This is a genomic window from Thermococcus thioreducens, assembly GCF_002214545.1.
Taxonomy (GTDB): Archaea; Methanobacteriota_B; Thermococci; order Thermococcales; family Thermococcaceae; genus Thermococcus; species Thermococcus thioreducens.
This window is the reverse complement of the sequence record NZ_CP015105.1, coordinates 626,033-641,730: the sequence shown is the minus strand read 5'-3', so window position 1 is coordinate 641,730 and position 15,698 is coordinate 626,033. Positions and strand designations below refer to the sequence as shown.

At 53.2% G+C, this 15,698-nt stretch carries 15 protein-coding genes and 3 tRNA genes; 11 read left to right on the top strand and 7 right to left on the bottom strand.

The genetic code is table 11. The features are described 5' to 3' along the window. Positions 1-41 precede the first annotated feature (41 nt). Positions 42-713 carry a hypothetical protein gene (locus A3L14_RS03525; RefSeq protein WP_055429043.1) on the top strand — a complete coding sequence of 224 codons (672 nt, stop codon included), beginning with the start codon at positions 42-44 and terminating at the stop codon, positions 711-713. Then, a complete protein-coding gene (locus tag A3L14_RS03520) occupies positions 692-1,393 on the top strand; it encodes a hypothetical protein (protein ID WP_055429044.1) in 702 nt (233 codons plus the stop codon). The genes A3L14_RS03525 and A3L14_RS03520 overlap by 22 nt, the downstream gene beginning before the upstream one ends. A gap of 12 nt (positions 1,394-1,405) precedes the next feature. Here the strand turns inward: A3L14_RS03520 and A3L14_RS03515 are convergent, their stop codons facing one another. From A3L14_RS03515 to A3L14_RS03495, 5 genes are all read right to left on the bottom strand, one after another. Continuing rightward, complete coding sequence (locus A3L14_RS03515) at positions 1,406-2,209, bottom strand: hypothetical protein (protein ID WP_055429045.1); 804 nt, start codon at positions 2,207-2,209, stop codon at positions 1,406-1,408. A 106-nt stretch (positions 2,210-2,315) separates the two neighbouring features. Next, positions 2,316-2,516 carry a hypothetical protein gene (locus A3L14_RS03510; RefSeq protein WP_088886107.1) on the bottom strand — a complete coding sequence of 67 codons (201 nt, stop codon included), beginning with the start codon at positions 2,514-2,516 and terminating at the stop codon, positions 2,316-2,318. Continuing rightward, entirely contained in the window at positions 2,513-3,220 is a 708-nt protein-coding gene (locus tag A3L14_RS03505; RefSeq protein WP_055429046.1) for a PrsW family intramembrane metalloprotease, read from the bottom strand. The genes A3L14_RS03510 and A3L14_RS03505 overlap by 4 nt, the downstream gene beginning before the upstream one ends. Before the next feature lie 46 nt (positions 3,221-3,266). Continuing rightward, positions 3,267-4,019: a hypothetical protein gene (locus A3L14_RS03500; protein ID WP_055429047.1), complete on the bottom strand. Its 753-nt coding sequence runs from the start codon at positions 4,017-4,019 to the stop codon at positions 3,267-3,269. 46 nt (positions 4,020-4,065) lie between these two features. Continuing rightward, positions 4,066-4,746, bottom strand: coding sequence for a metallophosphoesterase (locus tag A3L14_RS03495; RefSeq protein WP_055429048.1), 681 nt, complete (start codon positions 4,744-4,746; stop codon positions 4,066-4,068). Between the two features lie 91 nt (positions 4,747-4,837). Between A3L14_RS03495 and A3L14_RS03490 the strand changes: the two genes are divergently transcribed. Further along, on the top strand, positions 4,838-5,122 hold the full coding sequence (locus A3L14_RS03490) for a hypothetical protein (RefSeq protein WP_055429049.1): 285 nt from the start codon (positions 4,838-4,840) through the stop codon (positions 5,120-5,122). Here A3L14_RS03490 and A3L14_RS03485 read toward each other — a convergent pair. Continuing rightward, a complete protein-coding gene (locus A3L14_RS03485) occupies positions 5,114-5,791 on the bottom strand; it encodes an HAD family hydrolase (RefSeq protein WP_055429050.1) in 678 nt (225 codons plus the stop codon). The genes A3L14_RS03490 and A3L14_RS03485 overlap by 9 nt on opposite strands. Before the next feature lie 218 nt (positions 5,792-6,009). On the opposite strand from A3L14_RS03485, the gene A3L14_RS03480 reads away from it, so the two are divergent. The 4 genes from A3L14_RS03480 to A3L14_RS03465 all read left to right on the top strand — a co-directional run bounded on the left by A3L14_RS03480 (position 6,010) and on the right by A3L14_RS03465 (position 10,734). Further along, positions 6,010-7,299, top strand: a complete 1,290-nt coding sequence (locus A3L14_RS03480; protein WP_055429051.1) for a phospholipase C/P1 nuclease family protein — start codon at positions 6,010-6,012, stop codon at positions 7,297-7,299. A gap of 140 nt (positions 7,300-7,439) precedes the next feature. After that, positions 7,440-8,780, top strand: a complete 1,341-nt coding sequence (gcvPA, locus tag A3L14_RS03475; RefSeq protein WP_055429052.1) for an aminomethyl-transferring glycine dehydrogenase subunit GcvPA — start codon at positions 7,440-7,442, stop codon at positions 8,778-8,780. Then, positions 8,781-10,286 carry an aminomethyl-transferring glycine dehydrogenase subunit GcvPB gene (gcvPB, locus tag A3L14_RS03470; protein WP_055429053.1) on the top strand — a complete coding sequence of 502 codons (1,506 nt, stop codon included), beginning with the start codon at positions 8,781-8,783 and terminating at the stop codon, positions 10,284-10,286. 133 nt (positions 10,287-10,419) lie between these two features. Next, positions 10,420-10,734 (top strand): hypothetical protein, encoded by a 315-nt coding sequence (locus A3L14_RS03465; protein WP_143597810.1) that lies wholly within the window; start codon positions 10,420-10,422, stop codon positions 10,732-10,734. A gap of 12 nt (positions 10,735-10,746) precedes the next feature. On the opposite strand, the gene A3L14_RS03460 is transcribed toward A3L14_RS03465, so the two are convergent. Next, positions 10,747-10,823, bottom strand: a tRNA-Thr gene (locus A3L14_RS03460). 100 nt (positions 10,824-10,923) lie between these two features. On the opposite strand from A3L14_RS03460, the gene A3L14_RS03455 reads away from it, so the two are divergent. From A3L14_RS03455 to A3L14_RS03440, 4 genes are all read left to right on the top strand, one after another. Continuing rightward, a tRNA-Asn gene (locus A3L14_RS03455) sits at positions 10,924-10,999 on the top strand. A 5-nt stretch (positions 11,000-11,004) separates the two neighbouring features. Then, positions 11,005-11,082 (top strand) — tRNA-Ile (locus A3L14_RS03450). Between the two features lie 979 nt (positions 11,083-12,061). Then, on the top strand, positions 12,062-12,310 hold the full coding sequence (locus A3L14_RS03445) for a DNA-directed RNA polymerase subunit H (protein WP_055429124.1): 249 nt from the start codon (positions 12,062-12,064) through the stop codon (positions 12,308-12,310). A 17-nt stretch (positions 12,311-12,327) separates the two neighbouring features. After that, positions 12,328-15,696, top strand: coding sequence for a DNA-directed RNA polymerase subunit B (locus A3L14_RS03440; RefSeq protein WP_074631405.1), 3,369 nt, complete (start codon positions 12,328-12,330; stop codon positions 15,694-15,696). The last annotated feature ends 2 nt before the right edge of the window (positions 15,697-15,698 follow it).

The window sequence follows — 15,698 nt, the reverse complement described above, 5'->3', positions numbered from 1 at the left end:
AATCTTTTAAGGCTCTTTCCTTTACTCTATATGGTGGAGGTATGCGGTGGGGTCCGCTTCTAATTCTCATGGCCATTGCCCTAATGCTGGCATCTGCAATGGTACCGCCGGTGAGGTACGTTCCCCCTCCACGACTGACAATAGATTCCAACCTTGAGGAGTTCACGGAGGAGCTTGAGAAGCACAACGTAACAAAACCATACCTCTGCGAACCGGCCGAAAGGGTTATCGTCACGTGCCACATCCGCTCCGATTGGGAGCTGAACAGAACCATAACGGCTCTCGATGGGTTTCCACACTTCTCGATAGAGTTCACCAACGGCTACGACGAAACCGATGCCGTGGTCTTCAACAAGAGCGAGTTTTACTCAGCCCTTCCGAACACATGCCGGCCCTGGGGAAAGGTTGAATCAAAACCTGTCAAACTCGACCGGAACCGGCTGGAAAAGGAGCTGGAAGCCTACAGGGAGCTGGAAGGCCTGATTGACGACCCTATGGAGAGGGAGTTCATCCACAACCGCACCATCGAGCTGGAAGGGCTTCTGGGATTGAGACAGAAAGGGCAGATCTGCAACGCAACGTTTGCCCACGTCATACTGACGTACCCGGTAAAGACGGAGAGCAACGCACCCCTGATGGGGACCCTGTGGACGGGTGTCATTCTCACGGGAATTGCTGGGCTGGTGATGGTATGGAGGGAAAGAGGGGCCTGATGCTCGCGATGGCTCCGTTCATGATTTTCATACTCCTGGGCTCAATATTCCTCGGCATCTACTACAGGGAGACGTCTCTGGTCAGTGAACAGGTCGCCAGTATGGACGAACTTGAGGGGATAAGGGGAGAAAACGCCTCCTGGGGTGGGCTCTGCAACATTGTGAACATATACGTTACGGTGAAGAGCCGGGAGGACGCCGCAGGGCTGGAGGAGTTTCTTGGGGAGGAGAGAATAAGGGTGGCCGTTTCAAGGCATGGTGAGAGGTTCATATCCATGAGGGGCAGGGTTGCACTCAGGGATGTTGACAGGATTGTGAAAAAGGGCCAGAAAAACGGATGGGTGGTGGCGTATCACAACAACTCCGATTTCTGCGCCAAGTGGATTTCCAGGTTCGAAATGGAGAACGGAATAATATCCGCCCACCTGAATGAACTCTCCCCTGAGAGCAAAGAAATTCTCACTAGAACTATGGAGGGCAACAGTGAGAGGATCGAAGAAATCGAAAACGAGACGAGGCTGTGGGCGGAGCTGAACATCATGGTGCAGGCGGGGCCCGCGTACACACCTGAAAGCTTTCACGAGCTCTCGGGCTCCCTGGCAACATGGGGCACTGTGCTGGGAGTCCTCTTCCTTATGTGGTGGGTTTTCAAGGACAAACATAAAAAAGGGGAGAACTAGCGGTGGAATTCCTCACCAGAACATTTCATCAAAGTCACTGGCGTTCTCTATTCCATTGGGCGCCACTATGTGTACCGGCTTGTTTACCTCCGAGAGCTTGACCTCATCATGAACCGTCATGTGGACTTCCACAGGTTTCTCAGAGATCCCCGTCATCGTCATCACGACGTCCATGTACGTCTCTATGAATACGGGAGTCCCATCGTCCCGGAGGTGAACCTCAACCCAACCGGATTTTGTGTCCACGGTGACGTTGCCAGGGAGGTTGCCCCAGGCCTCGTTGAGGTAGCCGGTCTGGTTGGTGGCGTTAACGAACTCCCAGAAGGTAACGTTGACGCGGAAGGCATAGCCATCTGCCAGCGTCTTAATGGTCACGTTCTTCATCTTAAGGAGGTTCTCGATGTAGTCAACGTTAAGCGAGCCCTTCGCCTGGGTGGAGATGTCATTATTGTTGGGGACGTTGTACCATTTTCCATCAACTTTGAGGTACACGAGGGTTCCGTTGACAAAGTACGGCCAGGTAAAGGTGATGTTCATCCCCATCGTGTGCATGTTCATGGTCATGTTTCCTGTTTCAAGGCCACTGGTTTTGTTGAACATCCCGATAACACGGCCGGACATCGTTATGTTGACCGTCCTGTTGGTTATCGGCTCCGTGAAGTGCATGGTCATAGAGAAGTTCTGGTCGTACCTGGCAGTCTCAATGTTATCAATGGCGTTCAAAATCTTCTCCTTGGTCAGTCCGACACCATCGCCGATGCATCCACTTGCCAGTACTACGAGACCAACCAGCAAAAGCGCCATGATCCGCCTCATGGTACTACCTCCCATAGTCTCACCATAATATCCATGAATAGGTTTAAATACTTTTTCTATTCAGATTTTGCAAACTACTGAGAAAAGTTAGCAAAAAGTGGAAAGCTCAAAGTGCCTCGAACTTCTGGAGGAATATCCTGAGGTCTGTCCTAAATGGCTCTTCCGCGCGCTCTATCTCCTCGTTAAGGAGCCGAAGAAAATTTGCCTCATCCGTGGATTCCTCCCAGAGGCGTTTCACGAGATTTTCCAGCCTCTCATAGTACTCCACGTAGGGCCTTGCCTCAAACAGAGCCTCTTTAAGTTTCACATTCCATCCCTCCTCTTGAACCAGTAGTACCACAGCCTGCCAACGTCCTCTGCCTGGCCCATTATCATGAAGTATCGGAGTATGGCGAGGTTCACGAGTATCAGCAGTATCAGGATTATGTTGTACGCAGGCACCTCTCGGCTCAGGAAGGCGTAGTAGTCCCAGATGAAGTGGAGGAGCATCGCGAGGAGGAAATAGGGCCTGACGGAGGTCACTTTGCCCTCAGCCTTCATCCCGTAGCCGACGCCTATGACCGCACTCCAGGCACCGTGGGCGAATGGGGTAAGGAACGCCCTAACAATGGTTACCGAAACACCGTATCCCAGGCCGTAGAGAAAGTTCTCGGTTGCTGCAAATCCCAGACCAGCCGCGACGCCGTAAACAAGGCCGTCCATTATGCCGTCCATCTGGCCCGCTTTGAATGGCCACCTTATTGCCAGCGCCTTGGCGGGCTCCTCAACGATCCCCGCCACAAGGGCAACGTAAAACGCGGTCAGCGGAAGAACCGGTTGCACGATGCCTCCGATGGTAAGAACACTCTCTAAGATGTAGGCGATTCCAACGGAGAGTGTCCCCCCGAGTATAAACGTCCCTACCACGTACTTTCTCGGTTCCGGCTCGTACTTATCGGCGTGATAGAAGTACCAGAGTATCACCAGAGCGGGAGCGTATGCAAAGAACACTATTGCGCTTAGGAAGTCCATACGTCACTTCACCAAAAGAAAATTGGGGGCTTGAAAATTTAAAGGTTTAGCATTTGCCAAGAAGCTCCCCTATGTCGAGTCCCTGACCTTGCAGGTAATCCACGAGAGGCTGGGGAGGCTTTACAGAGGTCGAATTAACGCTGGTTATCTCTATTTTAATCTCGTCAACCCAGCGTTCGTTGTCTTTCCTGTAGTATGCCTTCTGGAGTATCTCAACGGGGATGAGGTTTTTGGTCAGCTTTATTGTCACGGTACCGCTGTAGTCCTTTTCATTCCTCGCTTCACTCCAGAGGGTGTGGTTAACTGTGAGGATATAATAGTCTCCCTCAGTTGTGAGCGTTGTATTTTCAAGGGGAAAGTCCTTCCAGAGGTTATCAAGAAGGGTTGAGTTCACTTTGGGTTCATTTCCATTCTCATAGCACGAGAACTGCCAGTCTATCAGACCACTCCTGTTGGTTAGTGTTACAAAGCCAGCTTTAGTTGTGTAGTAGTAGAGGGCATAGGCCAGCTTTCCAGTCTTGTTTGCTATGGTGATCGAGGATTTCATGCCGGCCTCTCTGTCCAAGGAGACCCTGGAATAGAGCGTTGCTACAAGTTTAGTTCCGTTGTACGTTTTAACGTACATAACATATTCATAGCTTTTTATTCCTGCAACTGCGCTTTCAAGCTGATCCTTTGTAAAAGGTAGGTTTTGGGCTGTGGTTGTTGTCGGAGTGTTACCCCCCGAGGAGATGCACCCGGACACAAGAACCGTGAGAACGAGCAGCACACCGATGATTCCCAGGTATTCCTTTCTCATTCCATCACCCGAGAATAGTTCAGCTCCGGGTATTAAAAGGTTGGCATCAAAGTGAACTCAAAACCCTGCCCAGATCACCCAGCCGGCCGAAGTCCAGGAGTTCGTCCTCCAGAGGAACAAGAACCTTGGCATCAGACAGGTCATACTCGCGGAGGAAAGGTGAGACTATCTCCCTGAGCACATCGTTTCCATACGCCCAGGGGCTGAATGCGGGAAGTACTATAAGCTCCTCACCCATCAGAAAGGTGGGAACCTTAACCAGCGCCCCCACCTCATCCCGGAGCCGTATTGCCGGGTGTTCATGCCCTATGATGAAGCGCTCCCCCTCGACGAGTTTATGGCCGTGGACTAGCTTCCAACTTCCCAATTCAAGTTCATCAACGACCTCAACACCCAGTTCCCTGAGCCAGAGAGTTCCGACGTCGTGGTTTCCTCTCACCAAGACAAGTTCACTTACCAGAGGCAGTACCTCCCCAACGAACGCCTTCAGCTCTTCTCTCTCCCTCCATTCGGGCACAAAGGAGTGCTTCAGATCGCCGTCCACAACAAGAACCCTCGGTTTTTCTCGCTCTATGAGAGATTTCAGCCTCCCAACGACCTCTCTGAACACCCGGGGAAGATAAAAGCCCTCCCTTGCCATGCTGACCTCGTAGCCCAGATGAAGGTCGGCTATGACCAGGGTATTTCCGAGTTTCAGTGCCTTTCCCGGAAGCGGTGTGGGCCTCATGTGTTGGAGTTCGACCTCCGGCTTTTAAACTTTGTTAGGACAACCGAAAAGGTTTTAAATCTGTCCATTAAGTGGACAGTGGTGAGTAAGAATGCCCTATATTGGTTTTGCAAGGAGTCCTCACGGGCCGGCTAAAACTTATCAGCTCGTACTCGGAGAGCTTGAAAAGCGGGGTTTTTCCATTGGGTTTTCAAAACATCACTGGGCCGGCGACCTGCCCTTCGGCCTGATAGTGGCCGAAACGGACAGGGGAGAAGTAGCCATAAGGTGGGCGCTGGGTAGGGAGTTTACGGTAGAGCTTGAAGAGGTGGATGGCGAGACATACGACGAGTTCATTGAGGACACGCTTGAGTACACCAACGCGGACTCAGGGTGAGCGTTCCTGTCTTATTCTCTCTATCACGTCGAATATGCTCCACAGGTCGCGTATCACATGGAGGTGCGGTATTAAGGCTAGCCTCTCGCGGTTCTTCTCAACGAACTTGGCACTGAAGGGGAAGTAGTACCAGACGTATTCGGTGTTTTCGTCGCCGTGCCCTATGAATCGCCAGGGCTTGTCGTCAACCCATACAAATATCTCGTCCCCGTACCTCTCCCGAACCTTCCTGAAGGCCTCGTCTATCGTCATCTCGCGTCCGAAAACTATAACGTCGTCGAAAAGGTCGTAGATGCCCATCTCCTTAAGCCTTCTAACCTTCATACCGTCTATGAAGTCCTCGGCCGAGAAGGAAATTACTATGTGGCCCTCCCCTTTGAGCCGTTTGAGAAGTTCGGGGGCATCATCGAGTGGTTTGGTTAGCTTTGCTCTCTCCTCAAACCAGGTCTCAAAGAACTGAGTCCTCAGGAAGAAGGGGGGCTTTGACTTCTTCTTATGGCTTCCAAAGGTCGGCCTCTCAAAGTAGTTCTCAATTTTGGTGAGCAACTTGGCCCAGAGCCCCTTGAAGGGCAGCCATGGACAGCGTCTCTCCAAAGCTTTCACAAATGCCTCCTCTATGCACGAGTATGTGTCGGCCAGTGTCCCATCGAAGTCGAAGGCTATTATCATGATGTCCCCCTCCAGCGTGGTGGATGGCGTGGCCTTTAAGCTTTGCTTTTATGGGGCATCTTTTCTTGGGCCACAAACACCACATCGGGCTAAATGCCACCGCTTCAGACAACACCTTCCGACTCAAATGGGGTATACTTTGTAACTCCGGTAACTCGAAAGAGTTTTAACTTCTTTTAACCTCAGAGAAATCTGCCATCTGTTTGGAGGGGGATAAAATGAAGAAGGTTCTGTCCCTGATAATAGCGCTTTTGGCCGTGTCTGGACTGGTCTCAGCATGGCCGACAAACGGCCCAACGATGGACGATCCGATGAACGTCCACCAGAAGCTGACGTACAAGGCAATCGAGGCCGTCTACAAGGACAACCCAGCCCTCGGAAGCATACTGATGCAGTACAAGGATCAGCTCCTTTACGGTGCGTACGACGAGGACTGGACAGGCGGAAGCATAGACATCGGGGGCAAGACGTACACCATACAGAGCCAGTACCACTTCCTTGACCCCATGGACCACGCCGAGCTGTTTACTGTGGCCCTCCTTGGGGATCCTGACACATCTGCGGCAGACATGGCCCAGAGGCTCTATGAAAAGGCGGTACAGCTCTGGAAGCAGGGCGACAGGACAGGAGCGATGTATTACCTCGGCAGGGCACTCCACATAATCGAAGACCAGGGCATGCTCATAGGGCACCAGACGCCGCACCTCTTCGAAGACCTTGAGCAGGAGAAGTACGTTGAGAACGCCCACGACTTCGTTGAGAACCAAATCTCACCGACAGTTGCGGATGACATTCTGAACAACCGCGTCCCGCTCGACCTCACACCGATAAAGTGGTGGCAGATACCCCAGGAGAAGTCCAGATTTATTCAGGGCTACGACATATACCTCACGGACAACGAGAACGGACACATGAGCCTCTCCAACGGTGTCGCCTGGGCGTACGCCGATCTCGCTGCACACAACTCGTGGAGATACATGCTCTACGCCACGGGCAAAGACATAAACCTATGGAGCGAGTGGGGTCACCTCGGAAGCTACTTCTGGACAAGAACCCTCAGGAAGGGAGACCGGAGCGTCCTCAAGCTTGAGTTCAAGGGTGCCAGCTCGATAACCATAGTCTTCAAGGACATCGACATGCAGAACGCCTACTTCAAGACCCTCGGCTACGTAGAGATATACGATAAGAACTGGAACCTCATTGCCAGGTATGCCCAGGATCCGAACCCGCTCGTTGATACCAGGGTCACCGTTCCCGGGGATACCGTTTACATCTACACACACGTTGACAGTACTGCCTGGCTTGACAGCGACGTGGACGGGTGGGCGATAAGGAACATCGAGCTCCATGCGAACTTCGACGTCAACTCACCGAGCGGTTTCAGAACCCTCGACGGCAGGGAGTACAGCAAGGTCCAGTGGGCGGTTTATGAGACCATGCAGTACAACATCAGACTGCTCGCGGGCCTTATGGAGAAGTTCTTCGAGGACGTTGGCGTTACTGGCTGATCCTTTTCCATTTCATTTTCTATTTATGATCCAGCCATCGTCGTGAAAACGTTCTTTTTTGAGGTATCCTCGGGCACAAAGCATATATTGCCGGGGGCCTAAATTTCAACGAACATTTTAAAGTTCAGAGGGTGATAAGTATGGGCAAGCACTACATCCCTAACTCCGCAAATAGGGAGGAGATGCTGAAGGAAATTGGACTGTCCTCCATCGAAAGCCTGTTCTCGGATGTTCCCCGAGGGATGGTTAAAGAGTTCAATCTCCCCGATGGAAAGAGTGAGTACGAAGTCTTTCTTGAGCTCAGCGAAGTCCTCTCCAAGAATAAAACCATCCTTGATACGCCCAGCTTCCTCGGTGCCGGAACCTACTTCCACTACGTCCCGGCGCACGTTAAGTACCTTATCGAAAGGAGCGAGTTCCTTACGTCCTACACACCCTACCAGCCGGAGATAAGCCAGGGCATGCTCCAGGCGCTCTTTGAGTACCAGAGCCTAATCGCAGAACTCGTCGGGCTACCGATAGTAAACGCCTCAATGTACGACTGGGGAACCGCTATGGCAGAGGCGGCTTTGATGAGCGCAAGGGTAACCCGGAAGAACAAGTTCGTGGTGCCGAAGCACCTCAGCCCGGAGAAGAAGAGAGTCCTCGAAACCTACGCCGCCGGTCCGGGCCTTGAGGTAGTGGAGATACCCTGGGACGAAAGCGGCCAGCTCGACCTTGAGAAGCTCAAGGAAGAGGTTGATAGCGCCGCGGGTGTCTACATAGAGCTTCCAAACTTCTTCGGCATACTTGAGGAAAACATCGAGGAAGTCGGGGAGATCGCCCACGACGCGGGGGCGCTCTTTGTGGTGGGGGTTGACCCAACGATACTCGGGATTGTCGAGGCTCCCGGAGAGCTCGGTGCTGACATAGTCGTCGGAGAGGCCGCTTACTTCGGCAGCCCGATGAACTTTGGCGGACCGAGGGCCGGCATCTTTGCGACGAGGAACGACAGGAAGCTTATCCGTCAGATGCCTGGAAGGATAATCGGAATGACCAAAGACGCCGAGGGAAGGAGGGCCTTCGTCATGACGCTCCAGACGAGGGAGCAACACATAAGGCGCGCAAAGGCCACCTCAAACATCTGCTCGAACGAAGCGTTGGTGGCCGTTGCGGCCGCGATTCACCTGGCCACCCTCGGGCCGAGGGGACTGAGGGAGCTTGGAGAGGTCATACTCAAGAACACCGCCTACCTCAAGAAGAAGCTTTCAGAGGTCGCTGAGATACCCTTCGGTGGAATTAACTTCAAGGACGTCCTTGTGAGGTTCGAAAAGCCCTATAGTGAGATACATGAGGGCCTTCTTGAGAGGAACATCCACGGCGGCTACTACATAGGGAAGCACTTCCCAGAGCTGGGAGAGAGCGCCCTCTTTGCCGCAACAGAAACGACGAGAAAAGAATGGGTCGATGCACTGATAGATGCCCTCAAGGAGGTGGCCTGAATGTTCCGCCAGGCTAAATGGGGCGAACCGCTCATCTTCGAACTCTCCCGCGAGGGGAGGATCGGCTACACCATGCCGAAGCCGATTGAGGACGTCAGCGTTGAAATCCCTGAAAAGCTGAGGAGGAAGAGCCCGCTCAACCTTCCCGAGCTGAGCGAGCCAGAGGTCGTCAAACACTACACCCGCCTGAGCGAGATGAACTACGGCGTCGACAACGGCATCTACCCGCTCGGCTCGTGCACCATGAAGTACAACCCCAAGATAAACGAGGAGATTGCCGCCCATCCGGGCGTCGCCTACGTCCACCCGTACCAAGACGAGAGAACCGTCCAGGGAGCTCTCAAGATAATGTGGGAGCTTGAACAGTGGCTCAAGGAAATCACCGGGATGGACCGCTTCACCCTTCAGCCCGCTGCCGGTGCCAACGGAGAGTTCACAGGTGTCATGATAATCCGCGCCTACCACCTCGACCGGGGTGAAACGCAGAGGACGGAGATGCTTGTACCTGATTCCGCCCATGGAACGAATCCAGCCAGTGCAGCAATGGCGGGCTTCAAGGTCATTGAGATACCCTCCAACGAGAACGGAACCGTCGATCTGGAAGCCCTTGAGAACGCGGTGAGCGAGAGAACCGCAGGTTTAATGCTCACGAACCCCAACACCCTCGGCATCTTCGAGGACGAGATACTTGAGATAGCGAAGATAGTCCACAGGGCCGGTGGTCTGCTCTACTACGACGGGGCAAACCTCAACGCGGTTCTCGGAAAGGTCAGACCCGGCGACATGGGCTTTGATGTGGTCCACCTGAACCTCCACAAGACCTTCTCGACACCGCACGGTGGCGGCGGCCCTGGAAGCGGGCCCGTCGGAGTCAAGGACTTCCTCAAGGACTACCTGCCAGTCCCTCTTGTCGGCTACGATGAGGAGCGCGGCTACTACCTCGACTACGACGTGCCCAAGAGCATAGGTAAGGTGAAGGAGCTCTACGGCAACTTCGCGGTTATCGTCAGGGCCCTCACGTACCTCAAGATAATGGGAAGGGATGGCCTTAAGGAGGTCAGCGAAATAGCGGTTCTCAACGCCAACTACCTCACCCAGAAGCTGAAGGGAACTAAGGGCTACGGGCTGCCCCACAAGGAGCTCAGGAAGCATGAGGTGGTGTTCAGCGCCGAGCCTATGAAGAAGGAAACGGGAGTCAAGGCCCTTGACGTGGCGAAGAGGCTCCTCGACTTTGGACTGCACGCTCCGACCATATACTTCCCGCTGATAGTCCATGAGGCTCTAATGATAGAGCCCACCGAGACCGTCAGCAAAGAGGAACTCGACGCGTACGTCGAGGCTTTGAAGAGGATAAGTGAGGAAGCCTACAGCAACCCGGAGGTCGTCAAGAACGCACCCCACAGCACGGCGGTGAAGAGGGTGGACGACGTTCTGGCAGCAAAGAGGCCGATAATAACCTGGCGCATGTACAGAGAGCTCAGGGAAAAGGGTGAGGTCGATATCTAAGGGACGCGGCCCTTATATCCATTCTTAACAATTCTTTTCTACCACTTTTTGGTCACTATTGCTCATATATGCACCAAAAAGTTAATAAAGGCCCTCTCTGATCAATATGTAATAGAAAAATTACATATGGGTGATGAAGATGGACAAAATCCTTGGGAAGTATGGAGCCGTCCATTATGAGGACATCATTGATGAATATGAGGTGCCCGTGAGGGGGTTTCTCTTCAAAGACGGCCGGCTTGAGGGGGTGTACGTGAAAGGAGGAATCCTTCCGGTCACAGAGGAGCTTCCAAGGGACGTTCACGAGGATATCCTCAGGGGGAGAAGTGGAAAGAAGCTAATCGTGAGGGAAGTTAGGTACGCCGGAGCGGATGTTCTTGAGGTCTACATCCAGGATGGTTACAGAACGTGGCCGGTCTATGTAAGCCAGCTCCCAGATGAGAGCTGAAGAAGTGCAATGTGGAGCCCCGGGCGGGATTTGAACCCGCGACCGGCGGATTACAAGTCCGCCGCCCCGCCAGGCTAGGCTACCGGGGCACGGTTTTATGAGGGCTGGTGTAGAATATAAAGTTTTCTCTCCAGCTTGACATCACCGTAAGTTTTATAAATCCCCCCTGTATTCCCTACATTGGGTCGTGCCGCCGTAGCTTAGTCGGTAGAGCGCCGGACTGTTAATCCGGCGGTCCCCGGTTCGAGTCCGGGCGGCGGCGCCATTCGTGGGCCCGTAGCTCAGCCTGGTCAGAGCGCGCGGCTCATAACCGCGTGGTCGGGGGTTCAAAGCCCCCCGGGCCCACCAGAAAACAAACTTTTGCCAAGCAAAAGTTTGATCAAAGTTCGTGATTCTTCTTTGAATTGCTTCCCACTAAGGATTTTTTAGGTTTAATTGGCGTTGTTGTAAGGGAATTCAAAGTTAATGGGCTTTTTAAGTGGGTTCACTCTAATCCGCGCTCCTCAGGAGCGCTAAAAATAAACGAACCAATCAAAAACTACTTTTTGCTTGGTGAATCCCCGGCAGAAATAGAGCTCATTATGATGAGAAAATCCAAGTCAAGGGCAAGCTCAAAGGAATCACAAACTTTTTGGTCAAGCTTTTTCTAAAAGCTTGCTTCGCGAAGTTTGATCAAGGCTTGCATGTCAACTCTAAAATGGCTGGTTCTTGAGTGGGTTTAATCCCCAACTACCAATCTTGTATTGTCTCACCCCAAAGGCGTCCAAAGAACGCCGGAACAAAAAGTGGAACCTCTTGAACTTGTTGTTTTTAGGAGTAAACTTCATTAAAGCGGTAACACCCATGAAGGCAAGATAAAGCTTGTTTGCCCACGTTAAATCGCGAAATCGGATTACTCCACCAAATACCCAATTTTAAGAGCAAACTCCAGATTTAAAGCCTCAAACGCCCCCCATTTCTTGCCAAAAATTGACCAATTTTGGCCGTGTTTTAATTGGATATGTCAATTAATACGCGTAAAAAGTGAGCATGATGCCAATATTTTGCCGCTAATAATGCCAGACCTCCAATAAATTTTGGCCGTTTGGCCGTTTTCCCGGAAGTTTGAACATCGAACCCGTGCCGAGCCTTTATAAGTCTTTCCCAGTAACGGTGAACATAAAAGTGCATCAGCGTAGCTTTTCGGCATGGAAAACGGTTCTTAAACTTTACGCAACCGATATAAACCCCTACGGGCGAGTTATCACTCGAAAAGCTTATATACCGAAACCCGCAGGTGGGAGGTAGTGATAATCGTTCTTAAAAAATGTTAAGGGGGCAATTCTCGGTGGCGGCGAAAAAAGAATTTGATATATTCACTCACGAGCTGGTTCCTGAACACAGGATACTCAGTGAGGAGGAGAAAGAGGAACTCCTCAAGAAGTACAGAATCCGCATTTCCCAGCTTCCGCAGATCAAGGCTTCAGACCCTGCTGTTGTTGCTCTCGGCGCAAAGCCCGGGGACGTTCTTGAGATCAAGAGGAAGAGCCCGACGGCGGGCTACTATTACTACTACCGCCTGGTGGTTGAGGACTGATTCTGCGAGGTGAGATTATGGCATCGAGAGGACCGACCGTTGTGGACGTTACTCCTGACGACCTCTGGCTCGTTATGGAAGCGTACTGGAAGGAGAAAGGACTCGTCAGACAGCACCTTGACTCTTACAACGCCTTCATCGACTACGGGATGCAGAAGGTCATAGACGAGTTCGGCGGCATCAAGCCGGACATTCCCGATTTTGAGGTTAGGTTTGGAAAGGTTCGCCTCGGCGAGCCCGAATTCCAGGAAGCCCAAGGGCAGAGAAAGCCCCTCTACCCGATGGACGCGAGGATCAGAAACCTGACCTATTCTGCTCCGCTTTATCTTGAGCTCATTCCCGTCGTTAACGGCATCGCCCAGGAAGCCGTTGAGGTGCGCATAGGTGAGCTCCCGATAATGCTCAAGTCCAAGGCGTGCAGGCTTTACGGCCTCAGCGACGAGGAGCTTATAAAACTCGGCGAGGACCCGAAGGATCCGGGAGGGTACTTTATCATCAACGGTTCCGAGAGGGTCATCGTCTCTATCGAAGACCTCGCCCCGAACAAGACCCTTGTTGAGAGGGACCAGAGGCAGAACAGGGTGATAGCCAAGTGTTTCTCCTACAGGCACGGGTACAGGGCTCTAATCACCGTCGAGAGGAGAAAGGATGGAATTCTCTACGTCAACATTCCAAACGTTCCCAGGCCGGTTAAATTCGTCTACGTCATGCGCGCTCTTGGTATTCTCAGCGATAAGGAGATAGTCGAGGCTGTGAGCGACGACCCGCGCATCCAGCAGGTTCTCTTCGACAACCTTGAGGACGCGAGCGACATAACCAGCCAAGAGGACGCTCTCGACTACATAGGCAAGCTTGCCCTCCCCGGCCAGCCAAAGGAGTACAGGCTCAGGAGGGCCCAGCACATCATAGACAACAACCTCCTGCCCCACATGGGCGTTGAAGAGAAGGACAGGCGCGCCAAGGCATACTACCTCGGCATGATGGCCCTCAAGGTTCTGGAGCTTTCCCTCGGCCTCCGCGGTGAGGACGACAAGGACCACTACGCAAACAAGAGGCTCAAGCTCGCTGGAGACCTTCTCAGGGACCTCTTCCGCGTCGCCTTCGGCCAGCTCGTTAAGGACATGCAGTACCAGATGACCAAGACCTACCAGAGAAAGGGTGAGCGCTACACCTTCGAGAACATCCAGAGGTTTGTGAGGAACTCGATAAGGCCCGACGTTCTCAGCGAGAGGATTGAGCACGCTTTAGCGACCGGTGCCTGGCCGGGTGGAAGAACAGGTGTGAGCCAGCTTCTCGACAGAACCAACTATATGTCGACCCTCTCCCACCTCAGGCGCGTTACTTCCCCGCTCAGCAGGGACCAGCCCCACTTCGAGGCTCGTGATTTGCACGGAACCCACTGGGGTAGGATATGCCCGACGGAGACTCCGGAAGGTCCGAACTGTGGTCTCGTCAAGAACCTCGCCCTGATGGCCCAGATAACCACAGGAATCCCCGAGGAAGAAGCCAGGGAGTATCTCAACAGGCTTGGGGTTATCCCGATAGAGGAACAGAGGCCGAATCCAAACCTCTGGCGTGTCTACCTAAACGGTGTTCTCATCGGAACCGTTGAGGACGGAGAAAGCCTCGTGAACAGAATAAGAACCGACAGGAGAAGCGGAAGAATAAGCGACGCAATCAACGTTGCCCTCTACCAGGACGAGGAGGTTAGGGAGATATACGTCAACAGCGACGACGGCAGGGTTAGAAGACCGCTCATCATAGTTGAAAAAGGCAAGCCAAAGCTCACCAAGGATCACATCGAAGGAATAAAGAACGGCACCCTAAACTGGAGCGACCTCGTCAAGATGGGTGTTATAGAGTACCTCGACGCCGAAGAGGAGGAGAACGCCTACGTCGCGACATGGCCGTGGGAAGTTACCGAGGAGCACACCCACCTTGAGCTCATGCCCGCGGCAATACTCGGTATCCCTGCCTCACTCGTTCCGTATCCTGAGCACAACGCCGCTCCGCGTAACACCTACGGTGCCGGTATGGCCAAGCAGAGCCTAGGTCTCGGCTGGGCAAACTTCAGGATCCGCGTTGACACCCGCGGTCACCTCATGCACTACCCGCAGGTTCCGCTCGTCAACTCGAGGATAATGAAGGCCGTCGGTTTTGAGGAGAGACCTGCCGGTCAGAACTTCGTCGTTGCTGTCCTCAGCTACTCAGGATACAACATGGAAGATGCAGTCATCATGAACAAGGCCTCGATAGAGCGCGGTCTTGCTCGCTCAACCTTCTTCAGAACCTACGAGGCCGAGGAGAAGAGGTATTTGGGCGGTCAGACCGACCGCTTCGAGGTCCCTGACCCAACCATACAAGGCTATCTCGGTGAGAAGTACTACAGGCACCTCGATGAGGACGGTATAATCTTCCCCGAGTCAAAGGTTGAGGGTAAAGACGTCCTCGTTGGAAGAACATCACCGCCGAGGTTCCTTGAGGAGCAGAGCGGCCTCGGAGGCATAATCCTCCAGGAGAGGCGTGAAACCAGCGTTGCTGTGAGGCCAAGCGAGAGGGGCATAGTAGACAAGGTCATCATCACCGAAACCGGCGACGGAACCAAGCTCGTCAAGATAACCGTCAGGGATCTCCGCATCCCCGAGTTCGGAGACAAGTTCGCATCAAGGCACGGACAAAAGGGTGTCATCGGTCTAATCGTCCCACAGGAGGACATGCCCTGGACCGAGAGCGGAATCGTCCCAGACCTCATAGTCAACCCGCACGGTATCCCGAGCCGTATGACCGTTGGACAGCTCATCGAGGCCATAGGCGGAAAGGTTGCCTCGCTCAAGGGAAGAAGAGTTGACGGCACAGCATTCATTGGAGAGCCTGAGGAAAGGCTCAGGAAGGAGCTGGAGGAGCTTGGATTCAAGCACAGCGGAAGGGAAGTCATGTACGACGGCATAACCGGAAGGCGCCTTGAGGCGGATATATTCGTCGGCGTCATCTACTACCAGAGGCTCCACCACATGGTCGCCGACAAGATGCACGCGCGCTCAAGGGGTCCGGTGCAGGTTCTCACCAAGCAGCCGACCGAGGGAAGGGCAAGGGAAGGTGGTCTCAGGTTCGGTGAGATGGAGCGTGACGTCCTCATCGGTCACGGCGCCGCGATGCTGCTCATAGAGCGCCTTTTGGAGGAGAGCGATAAGACCGAGGTATGGGTCTGCGAGAGCTGTGGACATCTGGCACTCGAAGACAAGCGCAGAGGAAAGGTCTACTGCCCTGTCTGCGGAGAGGAAGAGAAGATAAGCAAGGTGGAGATGAGCTACGCCTTCAAGCTACTGCTGGACGAGCTGAAGGCGATGGGAATAAGGCCGTCTCTCAACATAGTTGATAGGGTGTGATC

Excerpts from the sequence above, each read along its gene's own strand:
- A3L14_RS03440 (WP_074631405.1), top strand. The coding sequence starts at position 12,328 with ATGGCATCGAGAGGACCGACCGTTGTGGACGTTACTCCTGACGACCTC.
- A3L14_RS03525 (WP_055429043.1), top strand. The coding sequence starts at position 42 with ATGCGGTGGGGTCCGCTTCTAATTCTCATGGCCATTGCCCTAATGCTG.
- A3L14_RS03495 (WP_055429048.1), bottom strand. The coding sequence starts at position 4,746 with ATGAGGCCCACACCGCTTCCGGGAAAGGCACTGAAACTCGGAAATACC.
- A3L14_RS03480 (WP_055429051.1), top strand. The coding sequence starts at position 6,010 with ATGAAGAAGGTTCTGTCCCTGATAATAGCGCTTTTGGCCGTGTCTGGA.
- A3L14_RS03505 (WP_055429046.1), bottom strand. The coding sequence starts at position 3,220 with ATGGACTTCCTAAGCGCAATAGTGTTCTTTGCATACGCTCCCGCTCTG.
- A3L14_RS03515 (WP_055429045.1), bottom strand. The coding sequence starts at position 2,209 with ATGAGGCGGATCATGGCGCTTTTGCTGGTTGGTCTCGTAGTACTGGCA.
- gcvPB (WP_055429053.1), top strand. The coding sequence starts at position 8,781 with ATGTTCCGCCAGGCTAAATGGGGCGAACCGCTCATCTTCGAACTCTCC.
- A3L14_RS03485 (WP_055429050.1), bottom strand. The coding sequence starts at position 5,791 with ATGATAATAGCCTTCGACTTCGATGGGACACTGGCCGACACATACTCG.
- A3L14_RS03500 (WP_055429047.1), bottom strand. The coding sequence starts at position 4,019 with ATGAGAAAGGAATACCTGGGAATCATCGGTGTGCTGCTCGTTCTCACG.
- A3L14_RS03465 (WP_143597810.1), top strand. The coding sequence starts at position 10,420 with ATGAAGATGGACAAAATCCTTGGGAAGTATGGAGCCGTCCATTATGAG.
- gcvPA (WP_055429052.1), top strand. The coding sequence starts at position 7,440 with ATGGGCAAGCACTACATCCCTAACTCCGCAAATAGGGAGGAGATGCTG.
- A3L14_RS03520 (WP_055429044.1), top strand. The coding sequence starts at position 692 with ATGGAGGGAAAGAGGGGCCTGATGCTCGCGATGGCTCCGTTCATGATT.
- A3L14_RS03490 (WP_055429049.1), top strand. The coding sequence starts at position 4,838 with ATGCCCTATATTGGTTTTGCAAGGAGTCCTCACGGGCCGGCTAAAACT.